At 59.0% G+C, this 25,110-nt stretch carries 36 protein-coding genes and 1 tRNA gene; 18 read left to right on the top strand and 19 right to left on the bottom strand.

What is annotated here, in order from left to right:
• Nucleotides 1-66 precede the first annotated feature (66 nt).
• The 12 genes from M1D68_RS16135 to M1D68_RS16190 all read left to right on the top strand — a co-directional run bounded on the left by M1D68_RS16135 (nucleotide 67) and on the right by M1D68_RS16190 (nucleotide 5,076).
• Nucleotides 67-597, top strand: coding sequence for a hypothetical protein (locus tag M1D68_RS16135; RefSeq protein WP_457967712.1), 531 nt, complete (start codon nucleotides 67-69; stop codon nucleotides 595-597).
• Nucleotides 573-743 carry a hypothetical protein gene (locus M1D68_RS16140; protein WP_457967714.1) on the top strand — a complete coding sequence of 57 codons (171 nt, stop codon included), beginning with the start codon at nucleotides 573-575 and terminating at the stop codon, nucleotides 741-743. The genes M1D68_RS16135 and M1D68_RS16140 overlap by 25 nt, the downstream gene beginning before the upstream one ends.
• Before the next feature lie 216 nt (nucleotides 744-959).
• Nucleotides 960-1,151 (top strand): hypothetical protein, encoded by a 192-nt coding sequence (locus tag M1D68_RS16145; protein WP_457967716.1) that lies wholly within the window; start codon nucleotides 960-962, stop codon nucleotides 1,149-1,151.
• A 129-nt stretch (nucleotides 1,152-1,280) separates the two neighbouring features.
• Nucleotides 1,281-1,607: a hypothetical protein gene (locus M1D68_RS16150; protein ID WP_457967718.1), complete on the top strand. Its 327-nt coding sequence runs from the start codon at nucleotides 1,281-1,283 to the stop codon at nucleotides 1,605-1,607.
• Nucleotides 1,600-1,764 (top strand): hypothetical protein, encoded by a 165-nt coding sequence (locus tag M1D68_RS16155; RefSeq protein WP_434676180.1) that lies wholly within the window; start codon nucleotides 1,600-1,602, stop codon nucleotides 1,762-1,764. Before M1D68_RS16150 ends, M1D68_RS16155 begins: the two co-directional genes overlap by 8 nt.
• 3 nt (nucleotides 1,765-1,767) lie before the next feature.
• Nucleotides 1,768-2,106 carry a hypothetical protein gene (locus M1D68_RS16160; RefSeq protein ID WP_457967720.1) on the top strand — a complete coding sequence of 113 codons (339 nt, stop codon included), beginning with the start codon at nucleotides 1,768-1,770 and terminating at the stop codon, nucleotides 2,104-2,106.
• Nucleotides 2,107-2,151: 45 nt separating this feature from the next.
• Nucleotides 2,152-2,757 carry a hypothetical protein gene (locus M1D68_RS16165; RefSeq protein ID WP_457967722.1) on the top strand — a complete coding sequence of 202 codons (606 nt, stop codon included), beginning with the start codon at nucleotides 2,152-2,154 and terminating at the stop codon, nucleotides 2,755-2,757.
• Between the two features lie 49 nt (nucleotides 2,758-2,806).
• Nucleotides 2,807-3,025 carry a hypothetical protein gene (locus M1D68_RS16170; RefSeq protein WP_457967724.1) on the top strand — a complete coding sequence of 73 codons (219 nt, stop codon included), beginning with the start codon at nucleotides 2,807-2,809 and terminating at the stop codon, nucleotides 3,023-3,025.
• 49 nt (nucleotides 3,026-3,074) lie between these two features.
• On the top strand, nucleotides 3,075-3,386 hold the full coding sequence (locus tag M1D68_RS16175; protein ID WP_434706870.1) for a hypothetical protein: 312 nt from the start codon (nucleotides 3,075-3,077) through the stop codon (nucleotides 3,384-3,386).
• A 38-nt stretch (nucleotides 3,387-3,424) separates the two neighbouring features.
• The gene (locus tag M1D68_RS16180) at nucleotides 3,425-3,580 is read left to right on the top strand and encodes a hypothetical protein (protein WP_457967726.1); all 156 of its coding nucleotides are present in this window, start codon (nucleotides 3,425-3,427) and stop codon (nucleotides 3,578-3,580) included.
• A 33-nt stretch (nucleotides 3,581-3,613) separates the two neighbouring features.
• Nucleotides 3,614-4,027: a hypothetical protein gene (locus M1D68_RS16185; protein ID WP_457967728.1), complete on the top strand. Its 414-nt coding sequence runs from the start codon at nucleotides 3,614-3,616 to the stop codon at nucleotides 4,025-4,027.
• Nucleotides 3,949-5,076 carry a tyrosine-type recombinase/integrase gene (locus tag M1D68_RS16190; RefSeq protein WP_434707021.1) on the top strand — a complete coding sequence of 376 codons (1,128 nt, stop codon included), beginning with the start codon at nucleotides 3,949-3,951 and terminating at the stop codon, nucleotides 5,074-5,076. The genes M1D68_RS16185 and M1D68_RS16190 overlap by 79 nt, the downstream gene beginning before the upstream one ends.
• A gap of 69 nt (nucleotides 5,077-5,145) precedes the next feature.
• On the opposite strand, the gene M1D68_RS16195 is transcribed toward M1D68_RS16190, so the two are convergent.
• From M1D68_RS16195 to thrS, 9 genes are all read right to left on the bottom strand, one after another.
• Nucleotides 5,146-5,222: transfer RNA gene (locus M1D68_RS16195), tRNA-Pro, on the bottom strand.
• A gap of 89 nt (nucleotides 5,223-5,311) precedes the next feature.
• Nucleotides 5,312-5,668, bottom strand: a complete 357-nt coding sequence (locus M1D68_RS16200; RefSeq protein ID WP_003179985.1) for a MerR family transcriptional regulator — start codon at nucleotides 5,666-5,668, stop codon at nucleotides 5,312-5,314.
• Nucleotides 5,649-5,951, bottom strand: coding sequence for an integration host factor subunit alpha (gene ihfA, locus M1D68_RS16205; protein WP_002553164.1), 303 nt, complete (start codon nucleotides 5,949-5,951; stop codon nucleotides 5,649-5,651). Before ihfA ends, M1D68_RS16200 begins: the two co-directional genes overlap by 20 nt.
• Nucleotides 5,952-5,954: 3 nt before the next feature.
• A complete protein-coding gene (gene pheT / locus M1D68_RS16210) occupies nucleotides 5,955-8,333 on the bottom strand; it encodes a phenylalanine--tRNA ligase subunit beta (RefSeq protein ID WP_457967731.1) in 2,379 nt (792 codons plus the stop codon).
• Between the two features lie 26 nt (nucleotides 8,334-8,359).
• Complete coding sequence (gene pheS / locus M1D68_RS16215) at nucleotides 8,360-9,376, bottom strand: phenylalanine--tRNA ligase subunit alpha (RefSeq protein ID WP_003203624.1); 1,017 nt, start codon at nucleotides 9,374-9,376, stop codon at nucleotides 8,360-8,362.
• A gap of 109 nt (nucleotides 9,377-9,485) precedes the next feature.
• Complete coding sequence (rplT, locus tag M1D68_RS16220; protein ID WP_039592831.1) at nucleotides 9,486-9,842, bottom strand: 50S ribosomal protein L20; 357 nt, start codon at nucleotides 9,840-9,842, stop codon at nucleotides 9,486-9,488.
• A gap of 30 nt (nucleotides 9,843-9,872) precedes the next feature.
• The gene (rpmI, locus tag M1D68_RS16225) at nucleotides 9,873-10,067 is read right to left on the bottom strand and encodes a 50S ribosomal protein L35 (protein WP_002553160.1); all 195 of its coding nucleotides are present in this window, start codon (nucleotides 10,065-10,067) and stop codon (nucleotides 9,873-9,875) included.
• Nucleotides 10,068-10,127: 60 nt separating this feature from the next.
• Nucleotides 10,128-10,679, bottom strand: coding sequence for a translation initiation factor IF-3 (infC, locus tag M1D68_RS16230; protein ID WP_169432615.1), 552 nt, complete (start codon nucleotides 10,677-10,679; stop codon nucleotides 10,128-10,130).
• A complete protein-coding gene (thrS, locus tag M1D68_RS16235) occupies nucleotides 10,679-12,601 on the bottom strand; it encodes a threonine--tRNA ligase (protein WP_420765837.1) in 1,923 nt (640 codons plus the stop codon). The genes infC and thrS overlap by 1 nt, the downstream gene beginning before the upstream one ends.
• A 372-nt stretch (nucleotides 12,602-12,973) precedes the next feature.
• Between thrS and M1D68_RS16240 the strand changes: the two genes are divergently transcribed.
• Both M1D68_RS16240 and M1D68_RS16245 read left to right on the top strand, forming a co-directional pair.
• Complete coding sequence (locus M1D68_RS16240) at nucleotides 12,974-13,276, top strand: hypothetical protein (RefSeq protein WP_420765836.1); 303 nt, start codon at nucleotides 12,974-12,976, stop codon at nucleotides 13,274-13,276.
• Nucleotides 13,277-13,565: 289 nt separating this feature from the next.
• A complete protein-coding gene (locus M1D68_RS16245) occupies nucleotides 13,566-13,778 on the top strand; it encodes a cold-shock protein (protein ID WP_003179963.1) in 213 nt (70 codons plus the stop codon).
• A gap of 65 nt (nucleotides 13,779-13,843) precedes the next feature.
• Here M1D68_RS16245 and M1D68_RS16250 read toward each other — a convergent pair whose 3' ends face one another.
• Together M1D68_RS16250 and M1D68_RS16255 are read right to left on the bottom strand one after the other, a co-directional pair.
• Complete coding sequence (locus M1D68_RS16250) at nucleotides 13,844-14,158, bottom strand: I78 family peptidase inhibitor (RefSeq protein ID WP_420765835.1); 315 nt, start codon at nucleotides 14,156-14,158, stop codon at nucleotides 13,844-13,846.
• Nucleotides 14,159-14,321: 163 nt separating this feature from the next.
• Nucleotides 14,322-14,627, bottom strand: coding sequence for a hypothetical protein (locus M1D68_RS16255; RefSeq protein ID WP_420765834.1), 306 nt, complete (start codon nucleotides 14,625-14,627; stop codon nucleotides 14,322-14,324).
• Nucleotides 14,628-14,758: 131 nt separating this feature from the next.
• Here M1D68_RS16255 and M1D68_RS16260 point away from each other — a divergent pair, with 131 nt between their 5' ends.
• On the top strand, nucleotides 14,759-14,956 hold the full coding sequence (locus tag M1D68_RS16260) for a hypothetical protein (protein ID WP_434648199.1): 198 nt from the start codon (nucleotides 14,759-14,761) through the stop codon (nucleotides 14,954-14,956).
• Nucleotides 14,957-14,998: 42 nt separating this feature from the next.
• Here M1D68_RS16260 and M1D68_RS16265 read toward each other — a convergent pair whose 3' ends face one another.
• The 8 genes from M1D68_RS16265 to M1D68_RS16300 form a co-directional block, all read right to left on the bottom strand.
• Nucleotides 14,999-16,027: a nucleoside hydrolase gene (locus M1D68_RS16265; protein ID WP_457967746.1), complete on the bottom strand. Its 1,029-nt coding sequence runs from the start codon at nucleotides 16,025-16,027 to the stop codon at nucleotides 14,999-15,001.
• Nucleotides 16,028-16,056: 29 nt separating this feature from the next.
• Nucleotides 16,057-16,461, bottom strand: a complete 405-nt coding sequence (gene rbsD, locus M1D68_RS16270) for a D-ribose pyranase (protein ID WP_434559669.1) — start codon at nucleotides 16,459-16,461, stop codon at nucleotides 16,057-16,059.
• Nucleotides 16,458-17,372, bottom strand: coding sequence for a ribokinase (gene rbsK, locus M1D68_RS16275; RefSeq protein ID WP_434559671.1), 915 nt, complete (start codon nucleotides 17,370-17,372; stop codon nucleotides 16,458-16,460). The genes rbsD and rbsK overlap by 4 nt, the downstream gene beginning before the upstream one ends.
• 23 nt (nucleotides 17,373-17,395) lie before the next feature.
• Nucleotides 17,396-18,415: a LacI family DNA-binding transcriptional regulator gene (locus M1D68_RS16280; protein WP_420765829.1), complete on the bottom strand. Its 1,020-nt coding sequence runs from the start codon at nucleotides 18,413-18,415 to the stop codon at nucleotides 17,396-17,398.
• A 3-nt stretch (nucleotides 18,416-18,418) separates the two neighbouring features.
• On the bottom strand, nucleotides 18,419-19,396 hold the full coding sequence (locus M1D68_RS16285; RefSeq protein WP_039592822.1) for an ABC transporter permease: 978 nt from the start codon (nucleotides 19,394-19,396) through the stop codon (nucleotides 18,419-18,421).
• A complete protein-coding gene (locus M1D68_RS16290; protein WP_434559673.1) occupies nucleotides 19,393-20,946 on the bottom strand; it encodes a sugar ABC transporter ATP-binding protein in 1,554 nt (517 codons plus the stop codon). The genes M1D68_RS16285 and M1D68_RS16290 overlap by 4 nt, the downstream gene beginning before the upstream one ends.
• A gap of 55 nt (nucleotides 20,947-21,001) precedes the next feature.
• On the bottom strand, nucleotides 21,002-21,961 hold the full coding sequence (locus tag M1D68_RS16295) for a sugar ABC transporter substrate-binding protein (protein ID WP_420765827.1): 960 nt from the start codon (nucleotides 21,959-21,961) through the stop codon (nucleotides 21,002-21,004).
• A gap of 134 nt (nucleotides 21,962-22,095) precedes the next feature.
• Complete coding sequence (locus M1D68_RS16300) at nucleotides 22,096-22,542, bottom strand: hypothetical protein (protein WP_457967749.1); 447 nt, start codon at nucleotides 22,540-22,542, stop codon at nucleotides 22,096-22,098.
• Nucleotides 22,543-22,856: 314 nt separating this feature from the next.
• Here M1D68_RS16300 and M1D68_RS16305 point away from each other — a divergent pair, with 314 nt between their 5' ends.
• The 3 genes from M1D68_RS16305 (at nucleotide 22,857) to M1D68_RS16315 (ending at nucleotide 25,095) form a co-directional block, all read left to right on the top strand.
• A complete protein-coding gene (locus tag M1D68_RS16305; RefSeq protein ID WP_457967751.1) occupies nucleotides 22,857-23,945 on the top strand; it encodes an asparaginase in 1,089 nt (362 codons plus the stop codon).
• A 155-nt stretch (nucleotides 23,946-24,100) separates the two neighbouring features.
• A complete protein-coding gene (locus M1D68_RS16310) occupies nucleotides 24,101-24,400 on the top strand; it encodes a DUF1654 domain-containing protein (protein WP_457967753.1) in 300 nt (99 codons plus the stop codon).
• A gap of 5 nt (nucleotides 24,401-24,405) precedes the next feature.
• Nucleotides 24,406-25,095 (top strand): endonuclease, encoded by a 690-nt coding sequence (locus tag M1D68_RS16315; protein ID WP_457967755.1) that lies wholly within the window; start codon nucleotides 24,406-24,408, stop codon nucleotides 25,093-25,095.
• Nucleotides 25,096-25,110: the final 15 nt, after the last annotated feature.

Raw genomic sequence — 25,110 nt, forward strand, 5'->3', positions numbered from 1 at the left:
GCCTCATGCCGGGCCATCAACCAATAGCCCACAAACTCGAATCACGCCAACCGGCGAGGCGAAGCCATGCACTCAAATAAAATAGCGATCTTCCTCTGCGACCTTACCGGCGTGATGGCCGCGCCATGGGTTGAGGCTGGTTACGAAGTCATATTGATTGACCCACAACACCCTGCTGGTGTGCATCGTGATGGGAGGATAACCAAGGTCGGCCACATCATTGACCATCCTGAAGCGTGGCGCGTTCTGAGGGCGGCGATCACTACTGGGCGCGTTGCCTTTGTTGCAGGATTCCCGCCGTGCACCGACCTGGCTGTCAGCGGTGCTCGCTGGTTTGAGGCAAAGCGCAAGGCCGACCCCGCGGTTCAGTTCAAGGCAATGCATGTCGTTTGGCAATGCCAGATCATCGGCGAGCTATCAGGCGCTCCGTGGTTTGCCGAGAATCCAGTAAGCCAGATCAGCAGCTTCTGGCGAAAGCCGGACCATACGTTCAGCCCTGAGCACTTCACTGGTTTCTGCCCGAACGACAACTACACAAAGAAGACCTGCCTCTGGACTGGGGGGGGTTCTCGATGCCTGAGCAGTTCAAGGACATGAGCCTTGGCCCGCCGGACGACCGCATCCATAAATGCCCTCCCAGTGCCGAGCGCGCCAACATCCGCAGCGCTACGCCAGAGGGTTTTGCCCGAGCGGTATTCATCGCTAACAGCCCGCACCAAGTTGCCAGCGTACAAGCTGCCTGACCGGAGATAACCGTATGCCTACCCCCCCCTCCGCATCAAGCGGACTGATCTATCGGGCGCACGCATCCGCCGACGCGTCCTGCGGGCGTTTAAATCAAGCTTCCGCCTAAAAGGCGGCCCCATCGAATCAGCCTGGCTGTGCACGCCCGGCACGCTGGTTTTCAAGCTTGGCGAATGGCGAGGCCACTACAACGCCAAGAACGAATGGGTGGCTCTATGACCCCTCATGAATTCATCGAAAAGAACGTGCATGACGAGTTGCGCAAGCTGAAGTTTCCCGAGGGGATCTGCTTCAGCGTTGCCCGCGATTCGGTCGACTACTACCGCCAGCGCAGCATGTTCAGCAAGAGCGTTGTGCTGGATGTCTTGGCTTGGTCGAAGAAGCGCGCCAAAGAACTCTCACGCTAACCCACTCCACCGCCCGGGCATGCCCCGGCAAAGAGCCCCAATGATCTGGTTCTTGATAGGCGTGCTCGCCCTCAACGCGGCTGTTCCCTATGCCGCCTACAGATTCAGCGTTAAGCCCCAGGAGGGTGTATGGAAAGCGTGAAGCGTTACTCAGTAGCCGGAAAGTCGGCCCTGCACGAAACAACGGACGGCGAATGGATATATGGGGAAGACTTCGACCGCGTGTCCGCCGAGAACCTGGCCCTACAGCAGCGCCTCACAGTGCAGGATCAGCGGGTTGATGAGCTGGAAACTGAGCGCAACAAATATCGTGACGCCACGCTCCGGTCTTGCCACCTGGTTGCTGTCCGTACCGTGCTTTTGCGCTCAGCTCTTGAGTACGTGAATGACGACGACCTGGCGGATGAAATACGCGCCGCCCTCAAACCAACGGCCGAGGCTGAAAGCCATGAGTAAATTCTTCTGGATACTGCGCGCCTATTTCCACATGCAGAACCGCGCCGGCTTTGCGCGCTGGGATATGTGTGAGTCGCTATACGAAACCTACGCCATCGAATGGGAGATGTCTCCCTCAGATGCCGTTGATGAAGACATGAGCTATTGGGGAGATTGAGCCATGAGCAACAACATACCCTTGTGGCCGTGCCCCTTCTGCGGCTGCACCGTGCAAGCCATAACAGGCTTTGATTATGTTCGGATCAAAGGAGACCATGCCGGTAGCTGCGTATTTGTTGATGACGATCCCATCATCGCTGATGCTGCTGAGTGGAATACCCGCGCCGCCCTGGCTGAAGTGGCTGAAGTGACTCAGGGGCAGCGCGAGCCGGTGGCGGTGGCTCTGCCTCCAAAGCGCGAAACTCAGCCATTCAGGACTATTGATCGCGGCAGTGACAACTACACCGCCGGCTGGAACGCATACGCAAACGAGCTGAAACGCCTCAACCCCTCTCTGTAACCCCTCCCCCTTCAAAGTCAGCCGCTATAGCGGCAAGGACGAGCCATGAGTCAAATAAAGGAACGACCGATCCTGTTCTCGGCACCGATGGTGCGCGCCATCCTGGAAGATCGGAAGACGGTCACGCGGCGGCCGGTGAAAGGCACTGCGCTGAAATGGCTGGAAGAATTCGTTCCGGAGTTCGTTGTGCACTCAGCGAACGGACTTTGCCCGTACGGCAATACCGGCGACCGGCTGTGGGTGCGCGAGACCACGGAGGTGGACGAGAAAACCAGCGCAGCGGTCAGACTGGCTCGCTACTCCGCGGACGGTCAGCCAGTAATTTATCGCCACCCCGAAGGCGACGAATACGACGGCTCGGTCGCTCACTGGGACTACCCGCGCCGCTCTCGGCCCTCCATTCACATGCCGCGCTGGGCCAGCCGCATCCTGCTGGAGATCACCGCCGTCCGCGTCGAGCGGTTGCAGTGCATCACAGCAGACCAGGCCAAGGCCGAAGGCGTGCAAGGGTTGCCGCGTTGCCGGAGTTTGTATCCAGACGATGATTATCTGTTCCCGTTCAAGGATCTATGGCTATCCATCAACGGCGCCGAGTCGTGGAACGCCAACCCATGGGTTTGGTGCGTTTCTTTTCGGAGGGTCGAGCCATGATCCTCCCCCTGCTCTACATGGCCCACCTGATATACAGGGGGACGAGGCCATGACGTGCATTCGGATCGAGCATGGTTTCATCTGCATGTCGCCGCTGCACAAGCTGCGGTTATCCGATGGAAGCCGAGTGTTCATGGTCTGGCACAACTACCTCGGCCCAACCTTTTACCGTGATCGCGAAGAGTGCCGCGAGATAGAGGATTGGTTCGACAATCCACTGATCTGCAATGCGCTCGACTGGTTCTGTAAACGAGGTCACCGCTCCTAACCCCCAATCCACCTACAGCCTGCCGGTGAACGGCGGGCGGAGCTATGTCATGAACAAAGCGGACGCAAAACGCATTGCGGAAACTATCACCATCGACCAGTTGGAAACCATGTTTGAGCGTGCCAAGACCGGGATCACCAACTGGGAGCAAGTCAGCGCCGTGAATCCCGGAATGACCAAGGGTACGGCATGGAACATTTTGAGCGCCGGGCTCAAGTCAGTCGGCGGCCCTCGCACAAGAGCTCTCGCCATCACCAACATGATTTGGGAGTTTGGCGACTTTCTGGATGATTCGCTAAAACCGGCCAAAAAGAAACGCCAGCCAGCAGCCGCGCCGTATCACCAGCAGCCGAATTTCTGAAACCACCTTCTGCCGCCACGCGCGGCATGGAGCACACCGTGACCATCACGAAGATCATCAAAGGCCCACACCGCTTTGCGGGCATGTGGTGGGTGGTCGCCGACTGCGGCGGCATCAAGCAGCACATGTCCTTCCGCACCGAACAACAGGCACGCCAGATTTCCGTGGGCCAGGACAGCGTGACCATTCATTAAACGTCTGCCGCCGAGCGCGGCGCGGAGCAAGACATGGCAAATGCCACAGTGGCAAAAGCAACCAGCATTCCGCCGCGGTTCATCCGGTTTATGGATGCGCCCGGCTACCTCGGCATGTGCCGGGACGAATTCAACAAAACGGTCAGGCCCAACGTCCGCGAATTCCCTATAGGGAAACAAGGCGTGGCGTTCGACCGAATCGAGCTTGACCAGTGGGCTGACGCCTACGTCGAGAGCAAGTCGATTGAAAAGGCAGCGAATCAGGACAACAATCGCCCCCGCAGCGAGTGCCGTGGCGAGCCAACAGGAGGTAAACCATGGCGAGAAAAGCGATCTCCGGCCTCTACCAGAAAGGTGGAGTCTGGCAAATCGACAAAGTTTTCCGAGGCGAGCGACTTCGAGAAAGCACTGGCACTAGTGACCGGCAAGAAGCCGAGCAGTACCTGATTCACCGCCTGGAGCAGCTTCGGCAGCAAAAGGTATATGGCGTGCGCCGGGTGCGCACATGGGACGAGGCCGCAACAAAGTTCCTGATCGACCACAAGGATCAGCCTTCGATCAAGCTGACTGCGCACCACCTGAAGCAGCTGCACCCTTATCTCAAGGATCTGCCATTGACGCACATCGATGACCAGGCGCTTGAGCCGTTCGTGAGAGATCGCTTGAAAGGGATGGTCCTGCCGTGCGGCAAGCAATTGAAGCCGGTAGCGCCCAGGACGATCAATATCTCGATCGAGCGAGTGATACGTGTGCTTTCGCTTTGCGTGAGGAAATGGAGGGATGAGGAGCGCAGGCCCTGGCTGGACTCGGTTCCGATGCTGACCAGGTTGGACCTGAAGAAAAAGGTTCGCGAGCCCTACCCAATGACATGGGGAGAACAATCGATACTCTTCGGGGAGTTGCCGGCTCACCTGCAGACGATGGCCCTGTTCAAAGTGAACACGGGTTGCCGCGAGCAAGAGGTCTGCAAGTTGAGGTGGGATTGGGAGATTCCGGTGCCAGAGCTTGGCACCAGCGTGTTCCTTATACCGTCCGACTTCGGGGGCAGGAACGAGCGGTCAGGCGTGAAAAATGGTGATGAGCGGCTGGTCGTGCTCAACAACGTGGCGAAGTCGATCATTGATAAGCAGCGGGGCCTGAGCAAGGAATGGGTTTTCCCTTACAACGGAACTGCAATGCATCGCATGAACGACTCGGCCTGGAAGAAGGCGCGGGTGAGAGCGGCGAAACTCTGGCAGGAGGAAAACCTTCGCCCCGCTCACCCTGGGTATGCATCCATAAGGGTGCATGACTTGAAGCACACATTTGGCCGTCGCCTTCGGGCGGCAGGTGTCACGCAGGAAGACCGTAAGGCTTTGCTGGGGCACAAGAACGGCAGCATCACCAGTCACTACTCGGGGGCCGAGCTAGGACATCTGATTGAGGCTGCGAATATGGTATCAGCTACCGACTCTCGAGGACCGGTGCTGACAATCTTGAAGAGGAAAACTGGATGAAGTCCCGAAAAACTCCCCACCAATGAAAAAGCCCAACTGGCTAGAGTTGGGCTAAGTCATTGAATAATATGGTCGGGACGGAGTGATTCGAACACTCGACCCCTAGCACCCCATGCTAGTGCGCTACCGGACTGCGCTACGCCCCGACTAGGCGTGAATCTTGTTCCGCTCTCAACGGAACGCTCAGGAATATATCGCAAGCTTTTGAAAACTGGAAGTATTTAAAAGCAGAAATTTATTTCTTGAGCACCACCAGTACATCTTCGAGCTCGGCGATCATCTGGCGGATCATCTGTTTGTACTGGGTTGTATCGTCCTTGGCCTCGTCACCGGAGAGGCGCAGGCGCGCTCCGCCGATGGTGAACCCCTGGTCGTACAGCAGCGCGCGAATCTGCCGGATCATCAGCACGTCCTGGCGCTGATAATACCGTCGGTTTCCGCGGCGCTTGACCGGATTGAGTTGAGGAAACTCCTGCTCCCAATAGCGCAGCACGTGCGGTTTAACCGCACACAGCTCGCTGACTTCACCAATGGTGAAGTAGCGTTTGCCCGGGATGACGGGTAGTTCGTCGTTATGACTTGGTTCCAGCATAAGCCTCAACTCGGGCCTTCAACTTCTGCCCTGGACGAAAGGTGACCACACGGCGAGCCGTGATCGGGATTTCTTCTCCCGTTTTCGGATTGCGGCCAGGCCGCTGGCGTTTGTCCCGAAGGTCGAAATTGCCGAATCCGGACAATTTGACCTGCTCGTTGTCTTCGAGAGCGTGCCTGATTTCTTCGAAAAACAGTTCGACCAATTCTTTGGCCTCCCGTTTATTCAGGCCCAACTCCTCATACAGACGTTCCGCCATCTCAGCTTTCGTCAGAGCCCCCATACGTCACTTCCTTAACGTGGCGTTCAACCTGTGTTCGAGCGAGGTGAGGATATTCTGCGTTGCGGTATTCACCTCATCGTCATTAAGAGTGCGCGATGGATGCTGCCAGGTCAAGCCGACTGCAAGGCTTTTTCTATGCGGATCAATGCCTTTACCTTGATACACGTCAAATAGCCTGAGGTCCGTCAGCCATTCGCCTGCATTTTCACGGATTACTGCCAGTACGGCACTGGATGCAACGCCGACATCGGCTATCAAGGCAAGGTCGCGACGCACTTCAGGAAAGCGCGATAACTCCTGGAATTTCGGCATTTTTCCTTGGGCGACTTCAGCCAGGACCAGCTCGAAAACGTAGACTGGACGATCAAGACCCAGCGTCTTCGACAACTCAGGGTGGATCGCGCCGACATAACCGACTTCACGACCGTCTCGCTCGATGCGCGCGGTCTGACCCGGGTGCAGCGCCGGATGCTTGCCAGGCACGAAGGTGAACGCGCCGAGCGCACCGGCAAAGCCCAGCACCGCTTCCACGTCGGCCTTGACGTCGAAGAAATCCACGCCATCACGACCTTGGGCCCAGCCTTCCGGCAGGCGGCTGCCGCAAACGACACCGGCCAGCATTGGCTCTTGCTTCAGGCCGTCCAACTGACCGACAAAACGCAGGCCGCTTTCGAACAGGCGTACGCGGTCCTGCTGGCGATTCAGGTTGTGCTGGAGCGACTTGATCAGGCCCGGCCACAGGGACGAGCGCATCGCGGCCATGTCATTGGAGATCGGGTTGGCCAACAGCAGTGGCTCAACACCTGGGCTGAACAATTCGAACTGACGCGGATCGATGAAACTGTAGGTGATCGCTTCCTGATACCCACGAGCCACCAGCAGGCGACGCAGCTCCGGCAGGTCACTGCGGGCCTCTGCCTTGGCTTGCGGGGCCAGGCGAGCCTGGGGATAGCGGACCGGCAGGCGATTGTAGCCGTACAAGCGGGCCAGCTCTTCGATCAGGTCGACTTCCAGGCTGATATCGAAGCGATGGCTCGGCACTTCGACCTGCCACTGCCCTTCCCCCTCGGCCCGGACGGTCAGGCCCAAGGCGTTGAGCAGACGCTCGACTTCGGCCGAGTCCATTTCCATGCCGAGCATCTGGGTGATGCGCTGGGCACGCAGCGTCACTGGCGCGATCTTCGGCAGGTGCTGTTCGCTCACGGTTTCGATGATCGGGCCGGCTTCGCCACCGGTGATTTCCAGCAGCAGGCCAGTGGCGCGCTCCATGGCTTCACGGGCCAGTTGCCAATCCACGCCACGCTCATAGCGGTGCGAGGCGTCAGTGTGCAGGCCGTAGGAACGAGCCTTGCCGGCGACGGCGATCTGGTCGAAGAAGGCGCTTTCAAGGAATACATCACGGGTGGTGGCGGAGACGCCACTGTGCTCGCCGCCCATCACGCCTGCAATCGCCAGGGCGCGGGTATGGTCGGCAATCACCAGCGTATCGCTGCGCAAGGCCACTTCCTGACCATCGAGCAGCACCAGCTTTTCACCTTCTTCAGCCATGCGCACGCGGATGCCGCCGTTGATTTCGGCGAGATCGAATGCGTGCAGCGGCTGACCCAGCTCAAGCATTACATAGTTGGTAATGTCGACAGCCGCGTCGATGCTGCGCACGTCGGAGCGTCGCAGGCGCTCGACCATCCACAGCGGAGTCGGCTTGGACAGGTCGACATTGCGGATCACGCGGCCCAGGTAACGCGGGCATGCGCTCGGCGCCAAGACTTCGATCGGACGGACTTCGTCATGCACGGCCGGGACACTCGCAACCACCGGGCGAGTGACCGGGGTGGCGTACAACGCGCCGACTTCACGGGCCAGGCCAGCCACTGACAGGCAGTCGCCACGGTTCGGCGTCAGGTCGACTTCGATGCTCGCATCGTCCAGGCCCAGGTATTCACGAAAATCCTTGCCGACCGGCGCATCCGCCGGCAATTCCATCAGGCCGTCGTTGCCTTCGCCAACCTGCAATTCGGCTTGGGAGCACAACATGCCGTTGGACTCGACACCGCGCAGCTTGGCTTTCTTGATCTTGAAGTCACCCGGCAGTTCTGCGCCGATCATGGCAAACGGGATCTTCAGGCCGGGACGCACGTTTGGTGCACCGCACACGACCTGGAACGTTTCCCCGCCACTGCTGACCTGGCAAACCCGCAGCTTGTCCGCGTCAGGGTGTTGTTCGGTGCTCAGCACCTCCCCCACCACCACGCCACTGAATGCGCCGGCGGCCGGCGTCACGCTATCGACCTCAAGACCGGCCATCGACAGGCGAGCAACCAGCTCGTCCTGGCTTACCTGCGGGCTAACCCAGCCGCGCAGCCATTGTTCACTGAATTTCATCCTGCTCTCCTAAAGGTTCGTTACGACTAGCGAAATTGCGCGAGGAACCGCAAGTCGTTGTCGAAGAACAGACGCAAGTCGTTCACGCCGTAACGCAGCATGGCCAAGCGTTCCACGCCCATGCCGAAGGCAAAGCCCGAGAATTCTTCCGGATCGATCCCGGACATGCGCAGCACGTTCGGGTGAACCATGCCGCAACCCATGACTTCCAGCCAGCCCGTCTGCTTGCAGACGCGGCAGCCCTTGCCGCTGCACATCACGCATTCCATGTCGACTTCGGCCGATGGCTCAGTGAACGGGAAATACGAAGGGCGGAAGCGCACGGCCAGTTCTTTTTCGAAGAACACCCGCAGGAACTCTTCGATAGTCCCTTTCAGGTCAGCGAAATTGATGTCGCGATCCACCAGCAGGCCTTCGACCTGATGGAACATCGGCGAATGGGTGATATCGGAGTCGCTACGGTACACACGGCCTGGGCAGACGATGCGGATCGGCGGCTGCTGCGATTCCATGGTGCGGACCTGTACCGGAGAGGTATGGGTGCGCAACAACATGTTCGCATTGAAATAGAAGGTGTCATGCATCGACCGGGCCGGGTGGTGGCCTGGGATGTTGAGCGCCTCGAAGTTGTGGTAGTCGTCTTCGACCTCAGGACCCTCGGCAATGCCGTAGCCGATATGGGTGAAGAACTGCTCGATGCGTTCCAGCGTCCGGGTCACCGGATGCAGGCCACCGGAAGTCTGGCCACGGCCAGGCAGGGTCACGTCGATGGATTCGGCCGCGAGCTTGGCCGCCAGGTCCGCCTCCTCGAACAGCGCCTTGCGCGCATTGAGGACTTCTGTGACACGTTCCTTGGCGACGTTGATCAGCGCACCAACCTGCGGACGCTCTTCGGCCGGCAGGTTCCCCAGGGTCTTCATCACCTGAGTCAACTCGCCTTTCTTGCCAAGGTAGTGAACCCGGATTTGCTCCAGGGCATTGATATCTTCAGCGCTTTGCACAGCCTCTAGTGCTTGAGCGACCAGCGCGTCCAGGTTTTCCATGTACAGACTCCAGATACAAAATAGGGGAAGAGCTTTAAGGCTCTTCCCCTATTTATGACGTTTGGCACCCGGGCCCACAGAGGTGAGCCCCGGTGACTGCCGGGGGTACTTAAGCCAAGGTGGCTTTAGCTTTCTCGACAATCGCAGCAAACGCCGCTTTTTCGTTCACTGCCAGATCAGCCAGAACCTTACGGTCGATCTCGATGGACGCTTTTTTCAGGCCGGCGATGAAACGGCTGTAGGACAGACCGTAGGTACGAGCACCAGCGTTGATACGAGCGATCCACAGAGCGCGGAACTGACGTTTTTTCTGACGACGGTCACGGTAGGCGTATTGGCCTGCCTTGATTACGGCTTGCTTGGCAACACGGAATACGCGGGAACGCGCACCGTAGTAGCCTTTAGCAAGTTTCATAATTTTCTTGTGACGCTTACGGGCAATGACGCCACGCTTTACACGAGCCATGAGTTACTTCCTCTATTCTTGATCCAAAAATTAACGAAGGCGCAGCATGCGCTCGACTTTTGCCACGTCAGACGGATGCAGCAAGCTGCTACCGCGCAGTTGACGCTTACGCTTGGTCGACATTTTGGTCAGGATGTGGCTCTTGAAAGCGTGCTTGTGCTTGATGCCGTTAGCAGTTTTCAGAAACCGCTTAGCAGCACCACTTTTAGTTTTCATCTTTGGCATGTTCGGATACTCCGCATTCAGTTGATAAACATAATCGCAAGGCCTGCCGTGCCCTGGTGATTACTTCTTCTTTTTCGGGGCGATGACCATGATCAGCTGGCGTCCTTCCATCTTAGGATGCTGTTCGACCGAACCGTACTCGAGCAGGTCTTGTTCAACCCGCTTGAGGAGTTCCATCCCCAGCTCCTGGTGGGCCATCTCACGGCCGCGGAATCGCAAGGATACCTTGGCCCTGTCCCCGTCACTCAGGAAACGTACCAGGTTGCGCAGTTTTACCTGGTAATCCCCTTCCTCCGTCCCTGGACGAAACTTGATTTCTTTTACCTGAATCTGCTTCTGGTTTTTCTTCGCCGCGGCAATCTGCTTCTTCTTCTCGAAGATCGACTTGCCGTAGTCCATCACCCGGCAAACGGGTGGGACTGCGTCCGCGGAAATTTCCACCAGATCAAGCTTGGCTTCTTCAGCAATACGAAGCGCTTCATCAATCGAGACGATGCCAATCTGCTCGCCATCAGCGCCAATTAACCGAACCTCGCGTGCCGAGATATTCTCGTTGATCGGGGCTTTCGGTGCAGCTCGTTTATCTTGTCTCATTTCACGCTTAATAATAATTACTCCGAATCTGGGCGACCACGCCGGGAAACCGCTTGCGCGAGAAACTCGGCGAATTCGGCGACGGGCATCGAGCCCAGGTCAGCACCTTCACGAGTACGCACAGCGACAGTCTGCATCTCGACCTCCCGATCTCCAATAACCAAGAGAAAGGGAACCTTGAGCAAAGTATGCTCGCGGATTTTAAAGCCGATCTTTTCATTTCTCAAGTCGGACTTGGCACGAAATCCGCTTTGATTGAGAGTTTTTTCGACTTCGGCGGCAAAATCTGCCTGTTTATCAGTGATATTCATGATCACTGCCTGGGTCGGCGCCAGCCACGCGGGGAACGCACCCTCGTAATGCTCGATCAGGATCCCGACGAAACGCTCGAAGGAACCGAGGATCGCGCGGTGAAGCATGACCGGGTGCTTGCGGCTGTTGTCTTCGGACACATATTCAGCGCCCAGACGGATCGGCAGGTTGAAATCGAGCTGCAAGGTACCACATTGCCAGACGCGGCCAAGGCAATCTTTCAACGAGAATTCAATCTTCGGACCGTAGAATGCGCCCTCGCCCGGCTGCAGCTCGTACGCAAGCCCCGCGCTGTCGAGGGCGGCGGCCAGGGCGGCCTCGGCGCGATCCCACAGCTCGTCGGAACCGACGCGTTTTTCCGGACGAGTGGACAGCTTCATTTCAACTTCGGTGAAGCCGAAGTCCCGGTAGACGTCCATGGTCAGCTTGATGAACGCGGCGGATTCAGCCTGCATCTGCTCTTCAGTGCAGAAAATGTGCGCGTCGTCCTGAGTGAATGCCCGCACGCGCATGATGCCGTGCAGCGCACCCGATGGCTCGTTACGGTGGCAAGCACCGAACTCGGCCAGGCGCATCGGCAGCTCGCGATAGCTCTTCAGGCCCTGGTTGAATACCTGCACGTGGCACGGGCAGTTCATTGGCTTGATGGCGTAGTCGCGGTTTTCCGACTGGGTGGTGAACATGTTGTCGGCGTAGTTGGCCCAATGCCCGGATTTCTCCCAGAGGCTGCGGTCGACCACTTGCGGCGTCTTGATTTCGAGGTAACCGTTCTCACGCTGGACCTGGCGCATGTACTGTTCTAGCACCTGGTACAGAGTCCAGCCGTTCGGGTGCCAGAACACCATGCCCGGGGATTCTTCCTGGGTATGGAAGAGGCCCAGGCGCTTGCCGATCTTGCGGTGATCGCGCTTCTCAGCCTCTTCGATACGCTGGATGTAGGCCGCCAGCTGCTTCTTGTCCGCCCAGGCCGTGCCGTAGACGCGCTGCAACTGTTCGTTCTTCGCGTCGCCACGCCAGTAGGCGCCGGACAGCTTGGTCAGCTTGAAGGATTTCAGGAAACGCGTGTTCGGCACGTGCGGGCCGCGGCACATGTCGACGTATTCTTCGTGGTAGTACAGGCCCATGGCCTGCTCGTCCGGCATGTCTTCCACCAGACGCAGCTTGTAGTCCTCGCCACGGGCCTTGAAGACTTCGATGACTTCGGCGCGCGGGGTGACTTTCTTGATGACGTCGTAATCTTTCTCGATCAGCTGCTGCATGCGCTGCTCGATCGCGGCCATGTCGTCCGGGGTAAAAGGACGCTCGAAGGCGATGTCGTAATAGAAGCCTTCGTCGATGACCGGCCCGATGACCATCTTCGCGCTCGGATACAGCTGCTTGACCGCATGACCGACCAGGTGCGCGCAGGAGTGACGAATGATCTCCAGCCCCTCTTCATCCTTGGGCGTGATGATTTGCAGCGTGGCATCGCTGTCGATGACATCGCTGGCGTCGACCAGTTTGCCGTTGACCTTGCCGGCCAGGGTGGCCTTGGCCAGGCCCGCGCCAATGGATGCGGCGACCTCGGCTACGGAAACCGGGTGGTCGAATGAACGTTGACTGCCGTCGGGAAGAGTAATAGTTGGCATGGCGCCTCCTCTCCTAGTGGTGACCCCTACCAAAGGTCACGTGGGTTGGGATGAGCCAGTACAAGATCCAGTCCAGGCCATTCAATGACGAACGCCTGCCTTACAGCGGCAGGAGCCTTGCGGCCAACCGGGAAAACCGAACCAGAGTGACTGGGATTCAAATCAGGGTTAATCGAACATTTGCCGCCGCCGGGACCTGTCGTCACCGGAGCCTGAAAATACCCGAGCCCGGCATGCTAACACAGATGAACGGTCATCGCCGCGCTCGCGTTGAAGCGAACGTAAAAGCGGGGCTTTTATGCCAAAGTGCTGAACTGAAGCGCCCGCAACCCCTCAGATACCAAGACATCGACCCGAAAGGAGCATCTCAGCATGCGTCTGAATACGTTATTCGCAGTAGTCGCCCCCCTCGCCCTGCTGCTCCCGATTGCCGCCCATGCCGACTGGCCAAAGGGCGAGCGCGAAAAATACATGGCCCAGTGCACCCAGGCGGCAACGCCACAGATCGGCGCGGCAGCGGCCAAGTCACACTGCGCCTGTGGCGCCGACGCCATCAAATCCTATCCGGCCAGTGATATACAGGCTCTGATGGACAACAAGGCCACCCCTGAACTGCAACAGAAAGCCCTCGGCCAGATCGCCAAATGCAAGGCGAATCCGCCTGCGAAAAAATGACGGTTTGGGCGTCAGGAAGGCGCCCGACAGGGGTAAAAAGGCTTGAATAAGCGCTTTTTCCTACGATTTTTGCAGGTTTTTCAGCTTTTTTTATCGTCTTTACGTTCGGCTGAAAGCCTTTGAAACCGGGGCTTCCAGCCCGTTCAGACGGTAAAGAAAACACGACTGATTGGCAAACAGCTCGTCCGGGGGGCTCCCAAATCGAACATTTCGACTATGATACCCGGGTGTGCCCAGTTGGCCTGAGCAGCACAGTACACTGAAAATATATGTTTCTTGGAGATACACCATGTCTAATCGCCAAACCGGCACCGTTAAATGGTTCAACGATGAAAAAGGCTTCGGCTTCATCACTCCTCAAGGTGGCGGTGACGACCTGTTCGTACACTTCAAAGCTATCGAAAGCGACGGTTTCAAAAGCCTGAAAGAAGGCCAGACTGTTTCCTTCGTGGCTGAGAAAGGCCAAAAGGGTATGCAAGCTGCACAAGTTCGCCCAGAGTAATTTCCCGGCGCGCTAAAAAAACCCCGTCCATGTGACGGGGTTTTTTATGGTCAGCTTAAAACCAATCAGCCGCAATTGACCCGGTTGACCACCAGGTTGGCATCGGTATTGAGGTTCAAGCGATCGGAGCGGTACTCAAGCGTCACCATGTCGTTGGGCTTGAGAATACGGGCGTTTTGCGCGCCGGAACGGCTCCGCGCCTGCTCCAGCAACTGGGGCGAGGCCTGCTTGCCGATCGCGAACTCGGCAGCCTTCGCCTCGCAGCGACTATGCCCGGTTTCGGCCGTCACGGGATCAGGGGTCGATTCAGAGGTGCTGCTGCAACCGCTCAAGAGCGCAGCGGCCAGCAAAGTACTCAGTGACGCGAGCTTCCAAGGCATGAAGCCTCCTTTTTCAGTGAAATAGCAGAGAGCGTGCGACAACCCAAACGAAACTTGGTTTCAACGCCAAGGCCATCATGGTGCCCTCATCTGGAAAAACGGCAGTTTGCCTGAGCCCTGCCCAGCTGTTCACCGCTCAATCGTGACTGAATATGAATGGCGCTCAGTAGATGTCGATGTAATCGAAGGGCGGGTTCGGCCAGTTGTCTTTCAATGCATTGTAGATTTGCATCACCCAGACCTCATCGCTCGCCGCAACGTTTCCGACATACCCCGAACCCTTCGCCCAGGTTTCAAGCCGAAACAACAAACCTGCGATGTCGGCACCGCCTACGACACCCGAGGAAAGATAGGCAATGCCAGCCTTGGTCACACGCAACTGGGTATGTTCGTCATCACTGGCGGACGCGAGCAAATCACGCACGGCCTCAAGGGTGAACGCCTCAGGATCCTTCAAATCGATCTGCACGTAGGAGCCCCCGGGAAAAATAAAAAACCGAGTGTCGCACAGTGCTCGCCTGATGCCTAAGTCGCACTGCCAAACCCACTCCAAAAATGCTTAACTCAGCCTACAGATTTCCCAACCTGCGAGCCCCCGACATGAGCACCGTCAGCATCGAAGCCACCATCAATGCAAAATGGGCGCAGGGCCACAGCTCGTACAGCCCAGGCAGCCCGGAAGAACTGGCGATCCTCAGCATCGAGTTGCTGGTGAAAGAACTCGGGACGCAGGCCGCGCAGAACTTCGTCAAGCAAGCGTTCGAGCGCTATCCGAGCATCATCGAGACAACTGTATAAGGTTCCCGCAGGCAAACGCCTGCGGGGTTGCCTTGAGATGCGTTACTTGAGCCGCGCCAATCGCTCGGTCAGCAGATCGAAGAACCCCTGGGCATCGCCATCCTTCACCCAAAAAGCGTTTTTTGGCGCTTTCAGGCCGTCGTACCAATCGACGACGGTCTGGCCGAAAGTCGGGCCTTCACGGCTGTCCACCACAAGGTTGACCGCACGCCCGCTAAACAGCTGCGGCTTGAGAAGGTAGGCGACCACGGTTGCATCGTGCACCGGCCCGCCCGTCATGCCGTAGTGCTCCATGTCGCCCTTGACGTATTCGTTGAGAATACCGCCGACCAACTTGCTCGCGTTGTTGTTCAGCGCAGCGATCTGCTTCAGGCGCGCATCGCTGGTGAGGATTTTGTGGGTCACGTCCAAGGGCAGGTAGGTCAGCTTCACACCGCTTTTGGCGACGATCTCCGCCGCCTGAGGATCGGCATACAAATTGAATTCGGCCACCGGCGTGATATTGCCGCCGTTGAAGTGCGCGCCACCCATGATCACCACCTCCTTGATCCCCTGAACGATCCCGGGCTCCTGGACCAGCGCCAAGGCCAGGTTCGTCTGCGGGCCGAGCATGGCAATGGTGATGCTGTGGGGCTTGGCCGCCTTAAGCGTGTCGATCAGGTAATTGACGGCATTGCCCTCAGCCAAGCCTTTCTTCGGCTCGTGCACCGTGACACCCGACAAACCCTCCTTGCCGTGGATGTTTTCCGCGTAGATGGGCGTGCGCATCAACGGTTTCGGCGCGCCGGCATAGACCGGCACCTCTTCGCGACCCGCCCACTCACGGGCCAGGCGCGCATTGCGGGAAGTCTTGTCCAGGCGCACGTTCCCCGCCACGGTGGTCAACGCGCGAACCTGCAACTCCTCGGGGGATGCCAGCGCGAACAACAGCGCAACCACATCATCGGCGCCCGGATCGGTGTCGATGATCAAGTCGATCTTCTCTGCCGCCTGGGCGCTTGTAGCCGTGATGAATGACAAAAGCAGCAGACTCCGCAACAGTTGATGCATTTTTTGAGCATAGCGGTGCATGGCGCACTCCTTGTGCAGGTTGTGAATATCTAGAACGTGACGCCTGCGATCAGCACCACGTTGCAGTACGGTGAGCATTCTCCGGTGCGAATGACCGCCCTCGCCTCGCGAGTAAGCACCTTGAACTGCTCATGGCTGACCAACGCCCGCGCGCCTAAGACGCCTTCGGCGTGCAGCGCCTCTAACGTCGCCAGGGCTGACGGTTGCTTGTCGATAATTTCCTGCGCCAATACATGGCTTTCGACCTGCATCTCGCTGAGCAGCACGTTCAAGGTACTGACAAAATCGGGGACGCCATGGGTCAACGCAAGGTCGATCAGTTCGACGTGTGACGGCACCGGCAGCCCGGCATCACCGATCACCACCTTGTCGCCATGCCCAAGGGAAGCGACCAGGCGTGACAGGGCGATGTTCAACAAAGGAGTCTTTTTCATGATTCGAACGCCTGAACTTCCGACAATGCAGGAATAGAGGGCTGGGCGCCCGCGCGAGTGACCGACAGCGCAGCGGCGACCTGCCCGAAACGAATGGCCTCGACTTCGTCCTTACCGTTCGCCAGGGCCGCCGCGAAACCGCCGACGAACGTATCGCCTGCCGCGGTGGTGTCAACCGCCTTGACCCGCGGCGCGGGGAAGTGTTCGAAGCTCGCTCCGTTGGCGAACAGCAACCCTTGGGCACCCAGCGTTACGATGACCTTGCCGGCACCCGCCGCGAGCAACTGCGTCGCGGCGGCTTCGGCGGTCTCCAGGGAATCCACGGCCAGGCCACTGAGGACCATCGCTTCGCTTTCGTTGGGGATCAGGTAGTCGACGTAGGCGTACCAGTCGCCCGGCAGGGCATGGGAGGCCGGCGCCGGATTGAGAATGACGATCTTGCCAAGCTCATGGCCGCGCTTGAGCGCATGCCCTACGGTGGCGTCCGGCACTTCCAGTTGGCAGATAATGACATCGGCGCCCTGCAGCACCGCATCAAAACTATCGAGGACGCCGGGCGTCAGCTCACCATTGGCGCCGGCAACGATGACGATCGCGTTCTGGCTGTTGTCATCGACCACGATCAGCGCCACGCCACTGGAGCCCTCCACCACGCTGACCGCCTGGCAATCGATGCCCTCGGCGAGCAGCGCGCCACGCAACTGCTGTCCATAGGCGTCATTGCCGACGCAACCGACCATGGACACTTGCGCACCCAGGCGCGCGGCGGCCACCGCCTGGTTGGCGCCCTTGCCCCCCGGGATGGTGGAAAACGACTCGCCAATCAGGGTTTCCCCACCACGAGGCAGACGCGGCGCACGCGTCACCAGGTCCATGTTCAGGCTGCCTATCACCACTACTTTTGCTGGCATACATCATTACTCATCAATTCGGTTCAGCGGTATTGGGCGAATGTACCGGGCACCGGTGCAGTCGATTCTCGCAAGACAATGCTGGGCGTCACGATCCGCTGGTCAGTGGCAAGCCCCGGCGTTGCGATGCGCCGCAGCAGCACCTCGGCCGCCATCTCGCCCAGGTCCAGGATCGACTGCCCCACAGTGGTCAGCGCCGGGTAGACATAACGGCTCATCTGAATATCGTCGAAACCGATGATCGACAGCTCACTGGGCACGCGCACATTGCGTTCGGCGGCGGCGCGCAATGCACCGATGCCGATCATGTCGTTGGCCGCGAAAATCGCGCTGGGCGGCCGTTGCCCAAGCAATTGGGCCGCCGCTCGGTAACCGCCGATGCTGGTGAAATCGCTCTCGAGCATGCGCTCGACGGGCAGCTCGATCCCCGCTTCCTTCAGCGCACGGCAATAACCCGCCAGGCGCATCTGTGCCACGCTGGTGTCCGCCGGCCCGCCAATGAAGGCAATGTCGCGATGGCCCAGGTCCAGCAGATGCCGGGTGGCCAGGTACGCGCCGTATTCATGGTCGATACGGACCAGGTCCGCATCGACGCCATCGAGGCCACGGTCAACGATCACCATGGGCGTGCGCACGTTGGTCAGGCCCTCAGCCAGGCCGACATCGCCCCCGGCCGACGCCACGATCAATCCATCGATACGTTTTTCCAGCAGCACCCGCAGATAACTGCGCTGCTTGTCCGGGTTGTCGTCGGAATTGCATAGGATCACGCAGTAGCCATTGCGCTCGCAGTAATCCTCGATCCCCCGAGCCAGCTCGGCAAAGTACGGGTTGAGGCTGTTGGGCACCAGCAGGCCAATGGTGGCCGTGGTCTTGGCCTTGAGCGAGCGCGCCACGGCGCTGGGCACATAGTCCAACCGTTCGATGGCGGCCTCGACCTTGCGCCGCACCTCGTCACTGACCGGCCGCGTCTTGTTCACCACATGGGACACGGTTGTGTAGGAAATCCCGGCAAGCGCCGCCACATCCTTGATCGTCGCCATGGTTCAAGCCCGCCGACTGGCGCGCTGGCTGCGGTACGTATCGAGCACCACTGCAATCACGATCACCGCGCCGGTGATGATGCGTTTGGTCGGCTCGGTCGCGCCGATCTGGGCCAGGCCTGCCGCCAGCACCGAAATGATCAGCACGCCGAAAAAGGTGCTGATGACCGAGCCGCGCCCGCCCATCAGGCTGGTGCCGCCGATGACCACGGCGGCGATGACTTGCAGCTCGAGCCCCGAGCCTGCGTTGGGGTCCGCCGCTTCCAGGCGAGAAATCTGGAACAGCGCCGCAACACCGGCCAACAAGCCCATCAGGCTGAACACCAGGATCTTGTAGGGCTTGGGGTTGATGCCGGCCAAGCGCACGGCTTCTTCATTGGTGCCGATGCCAATCAGGTAGCGCCCGAACACCGTGCGGGTCAACACCGCTTGGGCAACGAAGATCACCAGTAAGGCGATGATGAACGAAGGCGAAATACCGAAGGCAATCGGATTGGACAGCCAGGCGAAGGAGTCGCCGATATAGGCGGTCCGCGAGCCGGTCATCTGGTACGCCAGGCCCCTGGCCATTTCCAGCACACCCAGCGAAACGATGAACGACGGGATACGCCATGCCACGGTAATCGAACCGGTGACCGTGCCCGCCAATGCCGCCACGGCCATGCCAAGCAAGGCCGATGGCCAGACGCTCCAGCCCCAGCCCAGCACCGCCACGCTGACCGTCGAAGCCGCCAACGCCAGCACCGAGCCCACCGATAAATCGATGCCGCCGATGATCAGGATAAAGGTCATGCCGACCGCCAGCACCATGAGATCGGGGATCTGGTTGGCGAGGGTGCTGAAAGTGTCGTAGGAAAGAAAGTGGCTGCTCAGGACCGAGAACAGCGCGACCATGGCGAGCAAGGCGCCAGCCAGGCCCAGGTAAGTGCCCAGACCATAAAAGTTGCCATTGGATTTGCCGACGGCAGGTGCGGTTTTCATGAGAGATCCCTAGGCGCCGCTTCGTTGAGCAGCGCATCACGTTTCTGGTAGCCGGCGAACGCGGCGGCAAGCAAGTCATCCTGGGTCCAGCTGTCGCGCTCGAATGTGTCGATCAGGCGCCCGGCGGAAAGCACACCGATCCGGTCACAAATCAACATCAGTTCCCGCAGGTCACTGGAGACCACGACCAGCGCCTTGCCCTGGCGAGTCAGTTCACCCAGCAACGCATAAATATCGAACTTGGCGCCGACGTCGATGCCACGGGTCGGCTCGTCGAACAGCAGTACTGAGCAATCGCGTTCGAGCCAACGGCCGATCACCACTTTCTGTTGGTTGCCGCCAGACAATTCGGACACCAGCTGCGTCGGGCTGGAACTGCGGATGCGCATGGCGTCGATCTGCCGCTGCGCCAAGGCCTGCTCCGCGCTGCCATTGACCAGGCCCGCACTGGATATCTCCGGCATGTTGCCCAGCGCGATGTTGGCGGCGATGGATTGGCTCAACAGTAAGCCCTCGCCCTTGCGATCCTCGGTGATCAAGGCAATGCCGTGGGCCACCGCATCGGCCGGGGAACGGATGCTGACCACATTGGCTGGCGAGCCCAGTGCCACCGTACCGCTGTCGGCTACATCCGCGCCGAAGATCAACCGCAACAGCTCCGTGCGCCCTGCCCCGATCAGCCCGGAGATACCGAAGATTTCACCGCTGCGAACTTCGAACGACACATCGCGGACCTTGTCGGAACGGGTCAGGCCCTTCACGGTCAGCGCGGGGGCGCCGATCTGGCGCGGGCCCAGGTCGATATGCTCGCCCAGCTCCCGACCGACCATCAGCGTCACCAACTGCTCACTGTTGTAGTTGGCCATCGGCTCGACGCAGACCAGGTTGCCGTCGCGCAGCACCGCAATGCGCTGGGCCACCCGCGCCAGTTCCTCAAGGCGATGGGAGATATAAATGATCGAGACGCCGCGGGCCTGCAAGCGGGTGATCTGCTCGAAGAGCATTTCGACTTCGCGGGCCGTTAGCATCGCGGTCGGCTCATCGAGAATCAGCACATGGCAATCGCCGATCAGGTTGCGGGCGATCTCGACCATCTGCTGATGACCGATGCCCAGTTCACCGACCAGCGTGTCGGGATCGATTGCATCGAGCCCCACCTGGGCCATGGCGTCGATCGCCGCTTTGCGTAATTGCTTGCGACTGATCCAGCCGCCGTGGCTGGGCAGGTTGTCGAGGAACAGGTTCTCGGCCACGGAAAGAGTCGGCAGCAGGTTGAGTTCCTGCATCACCATGCGCACGCCCAGCTCTTCCGCCTGGGTCCGGCTGCCGGGACGGTAATCCTGCCCGTGGAACTGCATCTGCCCCGTCGTCGGCGTGACCAGCCCACCGATGATCTTGGACAAGGTACTTTTGCCGGCGCCATTTTCACCGGTCAACGCCAGCACTTCACCGCGCATCAACGTCAGGTTGATATCGCTCAGTACCGGCTGGGCATAGGTCTTGCCGATACCGCTGACGCACAGGACAGCGTTCGGGTCGCGAACGGACATAACAAACTCTCCAATGCGCCCACCCGGACGGGCGAGCGCCGTTGTGTCGCCAGGATTACTGCTTGGTCACCAGCTCGACCGGAGTTTCGATAACGCCGTTGGCGCCGCTGTCGACTTTTTCGCCCTTGAGCATTTTCAATGCGGTCTCGATGCCGAACACCGCCTGCTTGGCAGCGAACTGGTCGGCGGTGGCCAGGACACGGCCGTCCTTGAGCATCGGCTTGATGGCGTTGATGTTGTCGTAGCCGACCACTTGCACCTTGCCCGCCTTGCCAGCCGCGCGCACGGCCGAGACCGCACCTACCGCCATGCTGTCGTTGCCGGCCAGCAGCGCCTTGATGTTCGGGTATTCGCTGAGCATCGACGAGGCAACCTGGTTGCCCTTGTTGATCTCCCAATCGCCCGATTGCAGGGAAACGACCTTGATCTGCGCGGCCTCCATCGCATCCTTGAAGCCCGCAGTACGCGCCTGGGCGTTGGTGGTGGTTGACACGCCTTCGATGATACCCACCTCGTCACCAGCCTTGAGCTCCTTGGCCAGGTATTCGCCCACCAGGCGAGCGCCCTTGCGGTTGTCAGGGCCTACGAAAGGCACCGTAATGTTCTTGCTCTTGACCACCGCTGGATCGAGTTGATTGTCGATGTTGATCACAGTGATGCCGGCATCGACGGCTTTCTTGATCACCGGAACCATGGCCTTGGAATCGGCAGGCGCGATGATCAGCGCGTCGACCTTGGACACGATCATCTGCTCGACGATGCGGATCTGGTTGGCGGTGTCGGTTTCATCCTTGATCCCGTTGGAGATCAGGTCGAAGTCGGCGGAGTGTTCTTTCTGATAAGCCTTGGCGCCATCCTCCATCGTCAGGAAGAATTCGTTGGCCAGGGATTTCATGACCAGGGCAACCTTGGGTTTTTCGGGAGTCTGGGCGAGCGCCGAGGAGAAAGGCAGCGCAGCGGATGCGGTCGCGAGCATGGCAACGGCGAGCAGGCGACCAGCGAATGGCAGCTTCATGGGTTCACTCCGATTTTATGATTATTGTGAGCAAAAATCGTCATACGACGACTGCGCAAACGTTTGCGTGGAATGAACTATGGTAAAGCATCGGCGTTTTGTCAACGCTCCGATTTTATCCGGAACATTGTGGATCAAGCCGTGGTGTTGACCAGCGTCCCAGAACTGGAATCCTTCGCCAATTCCTTGATCAAGCTGCCCGTGACTTCCTGCAGCGCACCGGTGGTATCGGCGATCTGTCCCTGGATGGCCATGACCGCGGCAGTCTTGGCTTCAGGCGTGGAATAAGGACGCGCCTGCGCAGCGGCGAGCTGCTGCTGTTGCTCACGCAGTTGCTGCTGTAGCTCTTGCATGCGCTTGAGCAGGACTTTCATGGCAATGCTTTGGGTGCTGTCGCTTTTTTTGGTCTTGCTCTCGGCGTCGGTATGCAGGTTCGCGCGCACCTTACCGGGCGCTTGCGTTTCGCCAAGGGCTTGGTCGGCAGCATCGGCGGTTGCCTCGCTCAAGGCATTCAACGTCGCTGCGGATTTACCGCCGATGGTGACGGCGGCGGCATTTGGAAAGCCGATTGAAAAGCTCATGTCTCGCTCCATGAATGAATTCCTACAAGGTAGATCGTCCATTGGCGCGTTTTCTTTAGCCTCACAACCCAACCTTCCTTCAGACCGTTCTGCTCCGGTTAACCGAACAGCAAACAGCTTGATGTTCGGAAATCCGGCCATGCATCCACCGAAGGGGCATCTCCTCAAATACACATCGTTTTGATTTTCAAGGCGTTAGAAGGTAGACCCACGCTTGCGCAGCAGTGGTACGGATCGTGCTCTGAGAGGAGTGCTCTCGGCATTCAGGTCTGCCAGAGCATCTAGATGAATCCTCATGACTAGAGAGAAAAATAATGACATCTGCCTTAAAGACTCTTGTTCCGGGCGCTTTGGCCCTCTTGCTGCTCCTGCCCAGCGCCCTTCAGGCGAAAGAAAACCCGGTTGAGCAAAAGCTCTCCAACGTCGTCATCCTCGCCACGGGCGGCACCATCGCCGGCGCCGGCGCGAGCTCCGCCAACAGCGCCACCTACCAGGCAGCCAAGGTCGGTATCGAACAACTGATCGCCGGCGTACCGGAGCTCAGCCGGTTGGCCAACGTGCGTGGCGAACAGGTGATGCAGATCGCATCGGAGAGCATCACCAACGAAAACCTTTTGCAACTGGGACGCCGTGTCGCCGAGCTGGCCGACAGCGAGGATGTCGACGGCATCGTCATCACCCACGGCACCGACACGCTGGAGGAGACCGCTTATTTCCTGAATCTTGTCGAGAAAACCGACAAACCGATCATAGTCGTCGGCTCGATGCGGCCCGGCACCGCAATGTCTGCCGATGGCATGCTCAATCTCTACAACGCCGTGGCGGTCGCCAGCAGCAAGCAAGCGCGCGGTAAGGGCGTACTGGTGACCATGAACGATGAAATCCAATCGGGCCGTGATGTGAGCAAGATGATCAACATCAAGACCGAGGCATTCAAAAGCCCGTGGGGCCCGCTGGGCATGGTGGTGGAAGGCAAATCCTACTGGTTCCGCCTGCCGGCCAAGCGTCACACCTCCGGCTCGGAGTTCGACATCAAGACCATCAAGAGCCTGCCGGACGTGGAAATTGCCTACTCCTACGGCAACGTCAGCGACACCGCGTACAAGGCCCTGGCCCAATCCGGCGCCAAGGCGATCATCCACGCCGGCACCGGCAACGGTTCGGTGTCTTCGCGCGTCGTTCCTTCGTTGCAGGCCTTGCGCAAGGAAGGCGTGCAGATCATTCGTTCGTCACACGCCAACGCAGGTGGTTTCGTACTGCGAAACGCCGAACAGCCTGACGACAAATACGACTGGGTCGTAGCCCACGACTTGAATCCTCAAAAGGCCCGTATCCTGGCAATGGTTGCCCTGACCAAGACCCAGGACAGCAAGGAGTTGCAGCGAATTTTCTGGGAATATTGATTTCCCCCGCCCGACCGAGACCGGTCGGGCACCGCTTTTTTCATCATCCGCCCCACGGGCCCATTACCAGGTCCGGTAAAAAATCACCTTCGTCCTACATCAAAATGAAAAAAGCGCTGTCAGACGATTTTCTTGAAATTTAAGCAGTTGCGTAAATGCCTACGGTTAAATACTGTATGCACGTACAGCTTAATAAGGATAATCCTGTGGCCATGCCCTCCGCTGCAACTACCCCCTTAGATTCCTATACACGACTCGGTCTACGGGTCTCGAAGATCATCAACGCGCCCACCGCACAAAATGCCAAGGCCGCTCTGATCTTTCGCCTGCCCGATGAGCCGGTGGAGGAATGGGAACGCCTGTTGGCAGAAATCGACGAGAACGACAACGTCACCCTCGCCTATCGCGACGATGGCGGCGTGCAGGTTTTCTGGGTTGTGCCGAAGGAAGATTGAGCTTGATGAATTTCCGCTGTCTGGTTTTATTGCTCGCCTTCGTTGCCATGGGCGCACAGGCTGGAGCGCCCCGTACCTTCAACGAAGCCAAGAAAGTCGCCTGGAAGCTCTATGCCCCCCAATCCACCGAGTTCTACTGCGGCTGCAAATACACCGGCAACCGCGTGAACCTCGCCGCCTGCGGTTATGTACCCCGCAAAAACGCCAGTCGCGCCGCCCGCATCGAGTGGGAACATATCGTTCCGGCCTGGCATATCGGTCATCAGCGTCAATGCTGGCAACAAGGTGGGCGCAAGAACTGCACTCGCTACGACCCGGTCTACCAACGGGCCGAGGCCGACCTTCACAACCTGGTGCCCAGCATTGGCGAGGTCAATGGCGATCGCAGCAACTTCAGCTTCGGCTGGTTGCCGGTGCAGAAGGGCCAATACGGCTCGTGCCTGACCCAGGTGGACTTCAAGGCCAAAAAAGTCATGCCCCGCCCTTCCATCCGCGGGATGATCGCCAGGACCTATTTTTACATGAGCAAACAATATGGCCTGCGGCTCTCCAAACAGGACCGGCGCCTGTACGAAGCCTGGGACAAGACCTACCCGGTGCAAGCGTGGGAGCGCCAGCGCAACCAGAGCGTGGCATGCGTGATGGGGCGTGGAAACGAATTCGTCGGACCGGTGGACCTGAAGGCCTGCGGCTGACCTGGCCTATACGAA

Source organism: Pseudomonas sp. R4-84, from assembly GCF_054130985.1.

What these genes read in the sequence shown, in the direction of transcription:
- M1D68_RS16280 (WP_420765829.1), bottom strand. Translation starts at nt 18,415, where the DNA reads ATGGCGACGATCAAGGATGTGGCGGCGCTTGCCGGGATTTCCTACACA.
- M1D68_RS16175 (WP_434706870.1), top strand. Translation starts at nt 3,075, where the DNA reads ATGAACAAAGCGGACGCAAAACGCATTGCGGAAACTATCACCATCGAC.
- M1D68_RS16300 (WP_457967749.1), bottom strand. Translation starts at nt 22,542, where the DNA reads ATGAGCTTTTCAATCGGCTTTCCAAATGCCGCCGCCGTCACCATCGGC.
- M1D68_RS16185 (WP_457967728.1), top strand. Translation starts at nt 3,614, where the DNA reads ATGGCAAATGCCACAGTGGCAAAAGCAACCAGCATTCCGCCGCGGTTC.
- M1D68_RS16145 (WP_457967716.1), top strand. Translation starts at nt 960, where the DNA reads ATGACCCCTCATGAATTCATCGAAAAGAACGTGCATGACGAGTTGCGC.
- M1D68_RS16290 (WP_434559673.1), bottom strand. Translation starts at nt 20,946, where the DNA reads ATGTCCGTTCGCGACCCGAACGCTGTCCTGTGCGTCAGCGGTATCGGC.
- M1D68_RS16285 (WP_039592822.1), bottom strand. Translation starts at nt 19,396, where the DNA reads ATGAAAACCGCACCTGCCGTCGGCAAATCCAATGGCAACTTTTATGGT.
- M1D68_RS16245 (WP_003179963.1), top strand. Translation starts at nt 13,566, where the DNA reads ATGTCTAATCGCCAAACCGGCACCGTTAAATGGTTCAACGATGAAAAA.
- M1D68_RS16150 (WP_457967718.1), top strand. Translation starts at nt 1,281, where the DNA reads ATGGAAAGCGTGAAGCGTTACTCAGTAGCCGGAAAGTCGGCCCTGCAC.
- pheS (WP_003203624.1), bottom strand. Translation starts at nt 9,376, where the DNA reads ATGGAAAACCTGGACGCGCTGGTCGCTCAAGCACTAGAGGCTGTGCAA.
- pheT (WP_457967731.1), bottom strand. Translation starts at nt 8,333, where the DNA reads ATGAAATTCAGTGAACAATGGCTGCGCGGCTGGGTTAGCCCGCAGGTA.
- M1D68_RS16265 (WP_457967746.1), bottom strand. Translation starts at nt 16,027, where the DNA reads ATGCACCGCTATGCTCAAAAAATGCATCAACTGTTGCGGAGTCTGCTG.
- M1D68_RS16135 (WP_457967712.1), top strand. Translation starts at nt 67, where the DNA reads ATGCACTCAAATAAAATAGCGATCTTCCTCTGCGACCTTACCGGCGTG.
- M1D68_RS16155 (WP_434676180.1), top strand. Translation starts at nt 1,600, where the DNA reads ATGAGTAAATTCTTCTGGATACTGCGCGCCTATTTCCACATGCAGAAC.
- M1D68_RS16310 (WP_457967753.1), top strand. Translation starts at nt 24,101, where the DNA reads ATGCCTACGGTTAAATACTGTATGCACGTACAGCTTAATAAGGATAAT.
- M1D68_RS16260 (WP_434648199.1), top strand. Translation starts at nt 14,759, where the DNA reads ATGAGCACCGTCAGCATCGAAGCCACCATCAATGCAAAATGGGCGCAG.
- M1D68_RS16295 (WP_420765827.1), bottom strand. Translation starts at nt 21,961, where the DNA reads ATGAAGCTGCCATTCGCTGGTCGCCTGCTCGCCGTTGCCATGCTCGCG.
- M1D68_RS16240 (WP_420765836.1), top strand. Translation starts at nt 12,974, where the DNA reads ATGCGTCTGAATACGTTATTCGCAGTAGTCGCCCCCCTCGCCCTGCTG.
- M1D68_RS16200 (WP_003179985.1), bottom strand. Translation starts at nt 5,668, where the DNA reads ATGCTGGAACCAAGTCATAACGACGAACTACCCGTCATCCCGGGCAAA.
- rbsD (WP_434559669.1), bottom strand. Translation starts at nt 16,461, where the DNA reads ATGAAAAAGACTCCTTTGTTGAACATCGCCCTGTCACGCCTGGTCGCT.
- thrS (WP_420765837.1), bottom strand. Translation starts at nt 12,601, where the DNA reads ATGCCAACTATTACTCTTCCCGACGGCAGTCAACGTTCATTCGACCAC.
- rpmI (WP_002553160.1), bottom strand. Translation starts at nt 10,067, where the DNA reads ATGCCAAAGATGAAAACTAAAAGTGGTGCTGCTAAGCGGTTTCTGAAA.
- M1D68_RS16250 (WP_420765835.1), bottom strand. Translation starts at nt 14,158, where the DNA reads ATGCCTTGGAAGCTCGCGTCACTGAGTACTTTGCTGGCCGCTGCGCTC.
- M1D68_RS16140 (WP_457967714.1), top strand. Translation starts at nt 573, where the DNA reads ATGCCTGAGCAGTTCAAGGACATGAGCCTTGGCCCGCCGGACGACCGC.
- rplT (WP_039592831.1), bottom strand. Translation starts at nt 9,842, where the DNA reads ATGGCTCGTGTAAAGCGTGGCGTCATTGCCCGTAAGCGTCACAAGAAA.
- M1D68_RS16170 (WP_457967724.1), top strand. Translation starts at nt 2,807, where the DNA reads ATGACGTGCATTCGGATCGAGCATGGTTTCATCTGCATGTCGCCGCTG.
- M1D68_RS16160 (WP_457967720.1), top strand. Translation starts at nt 1,768, where the DNA reads ATGAGCAACAACATACCCTTGTGGCCGTGCCCCTTCTGCGGCTGCACC.
- rbsK (WP_434559671.1), bottom strand. Translation starts at nt 17,372, where the DNA reads ATGCCAGCAAAAGTAGTGGTGATAGGCAGCCTGAACATGGACCTGGTG.
- M1D68_RS16305 (WP_457967751.1), top strand. Translation starts at nt 22,857, where the DNA reads ATGACATCTGCCTTAAAGACTCTTGTTCCGGGCGCTTTGGCCCTCTTG.
- M1D68_RS16315 (WP_457967755.1), top strand. Translation starts at nt 24,406, where the DNA reads ATGAATTTCCGCTGTCTGGTTTTATTGCTCGCCTTCGTTGCCATGGGC.
- M1D68_RS16165 (WP_457967722.1), top strand. Translation starts at nt 2,152, where the DNA reads ATGAGTCAAATAAAGGAACGACCGATCCTGTTCTCGGCACCGATGGTG.
- ihfA (WP_002553164.1), bottom strand. Translation starts at nt 5,951, where the DNA reads ATGGGGGCTCTGACGAAAGCTGAGATGGCGGAACGTCTGTATGAGGAG.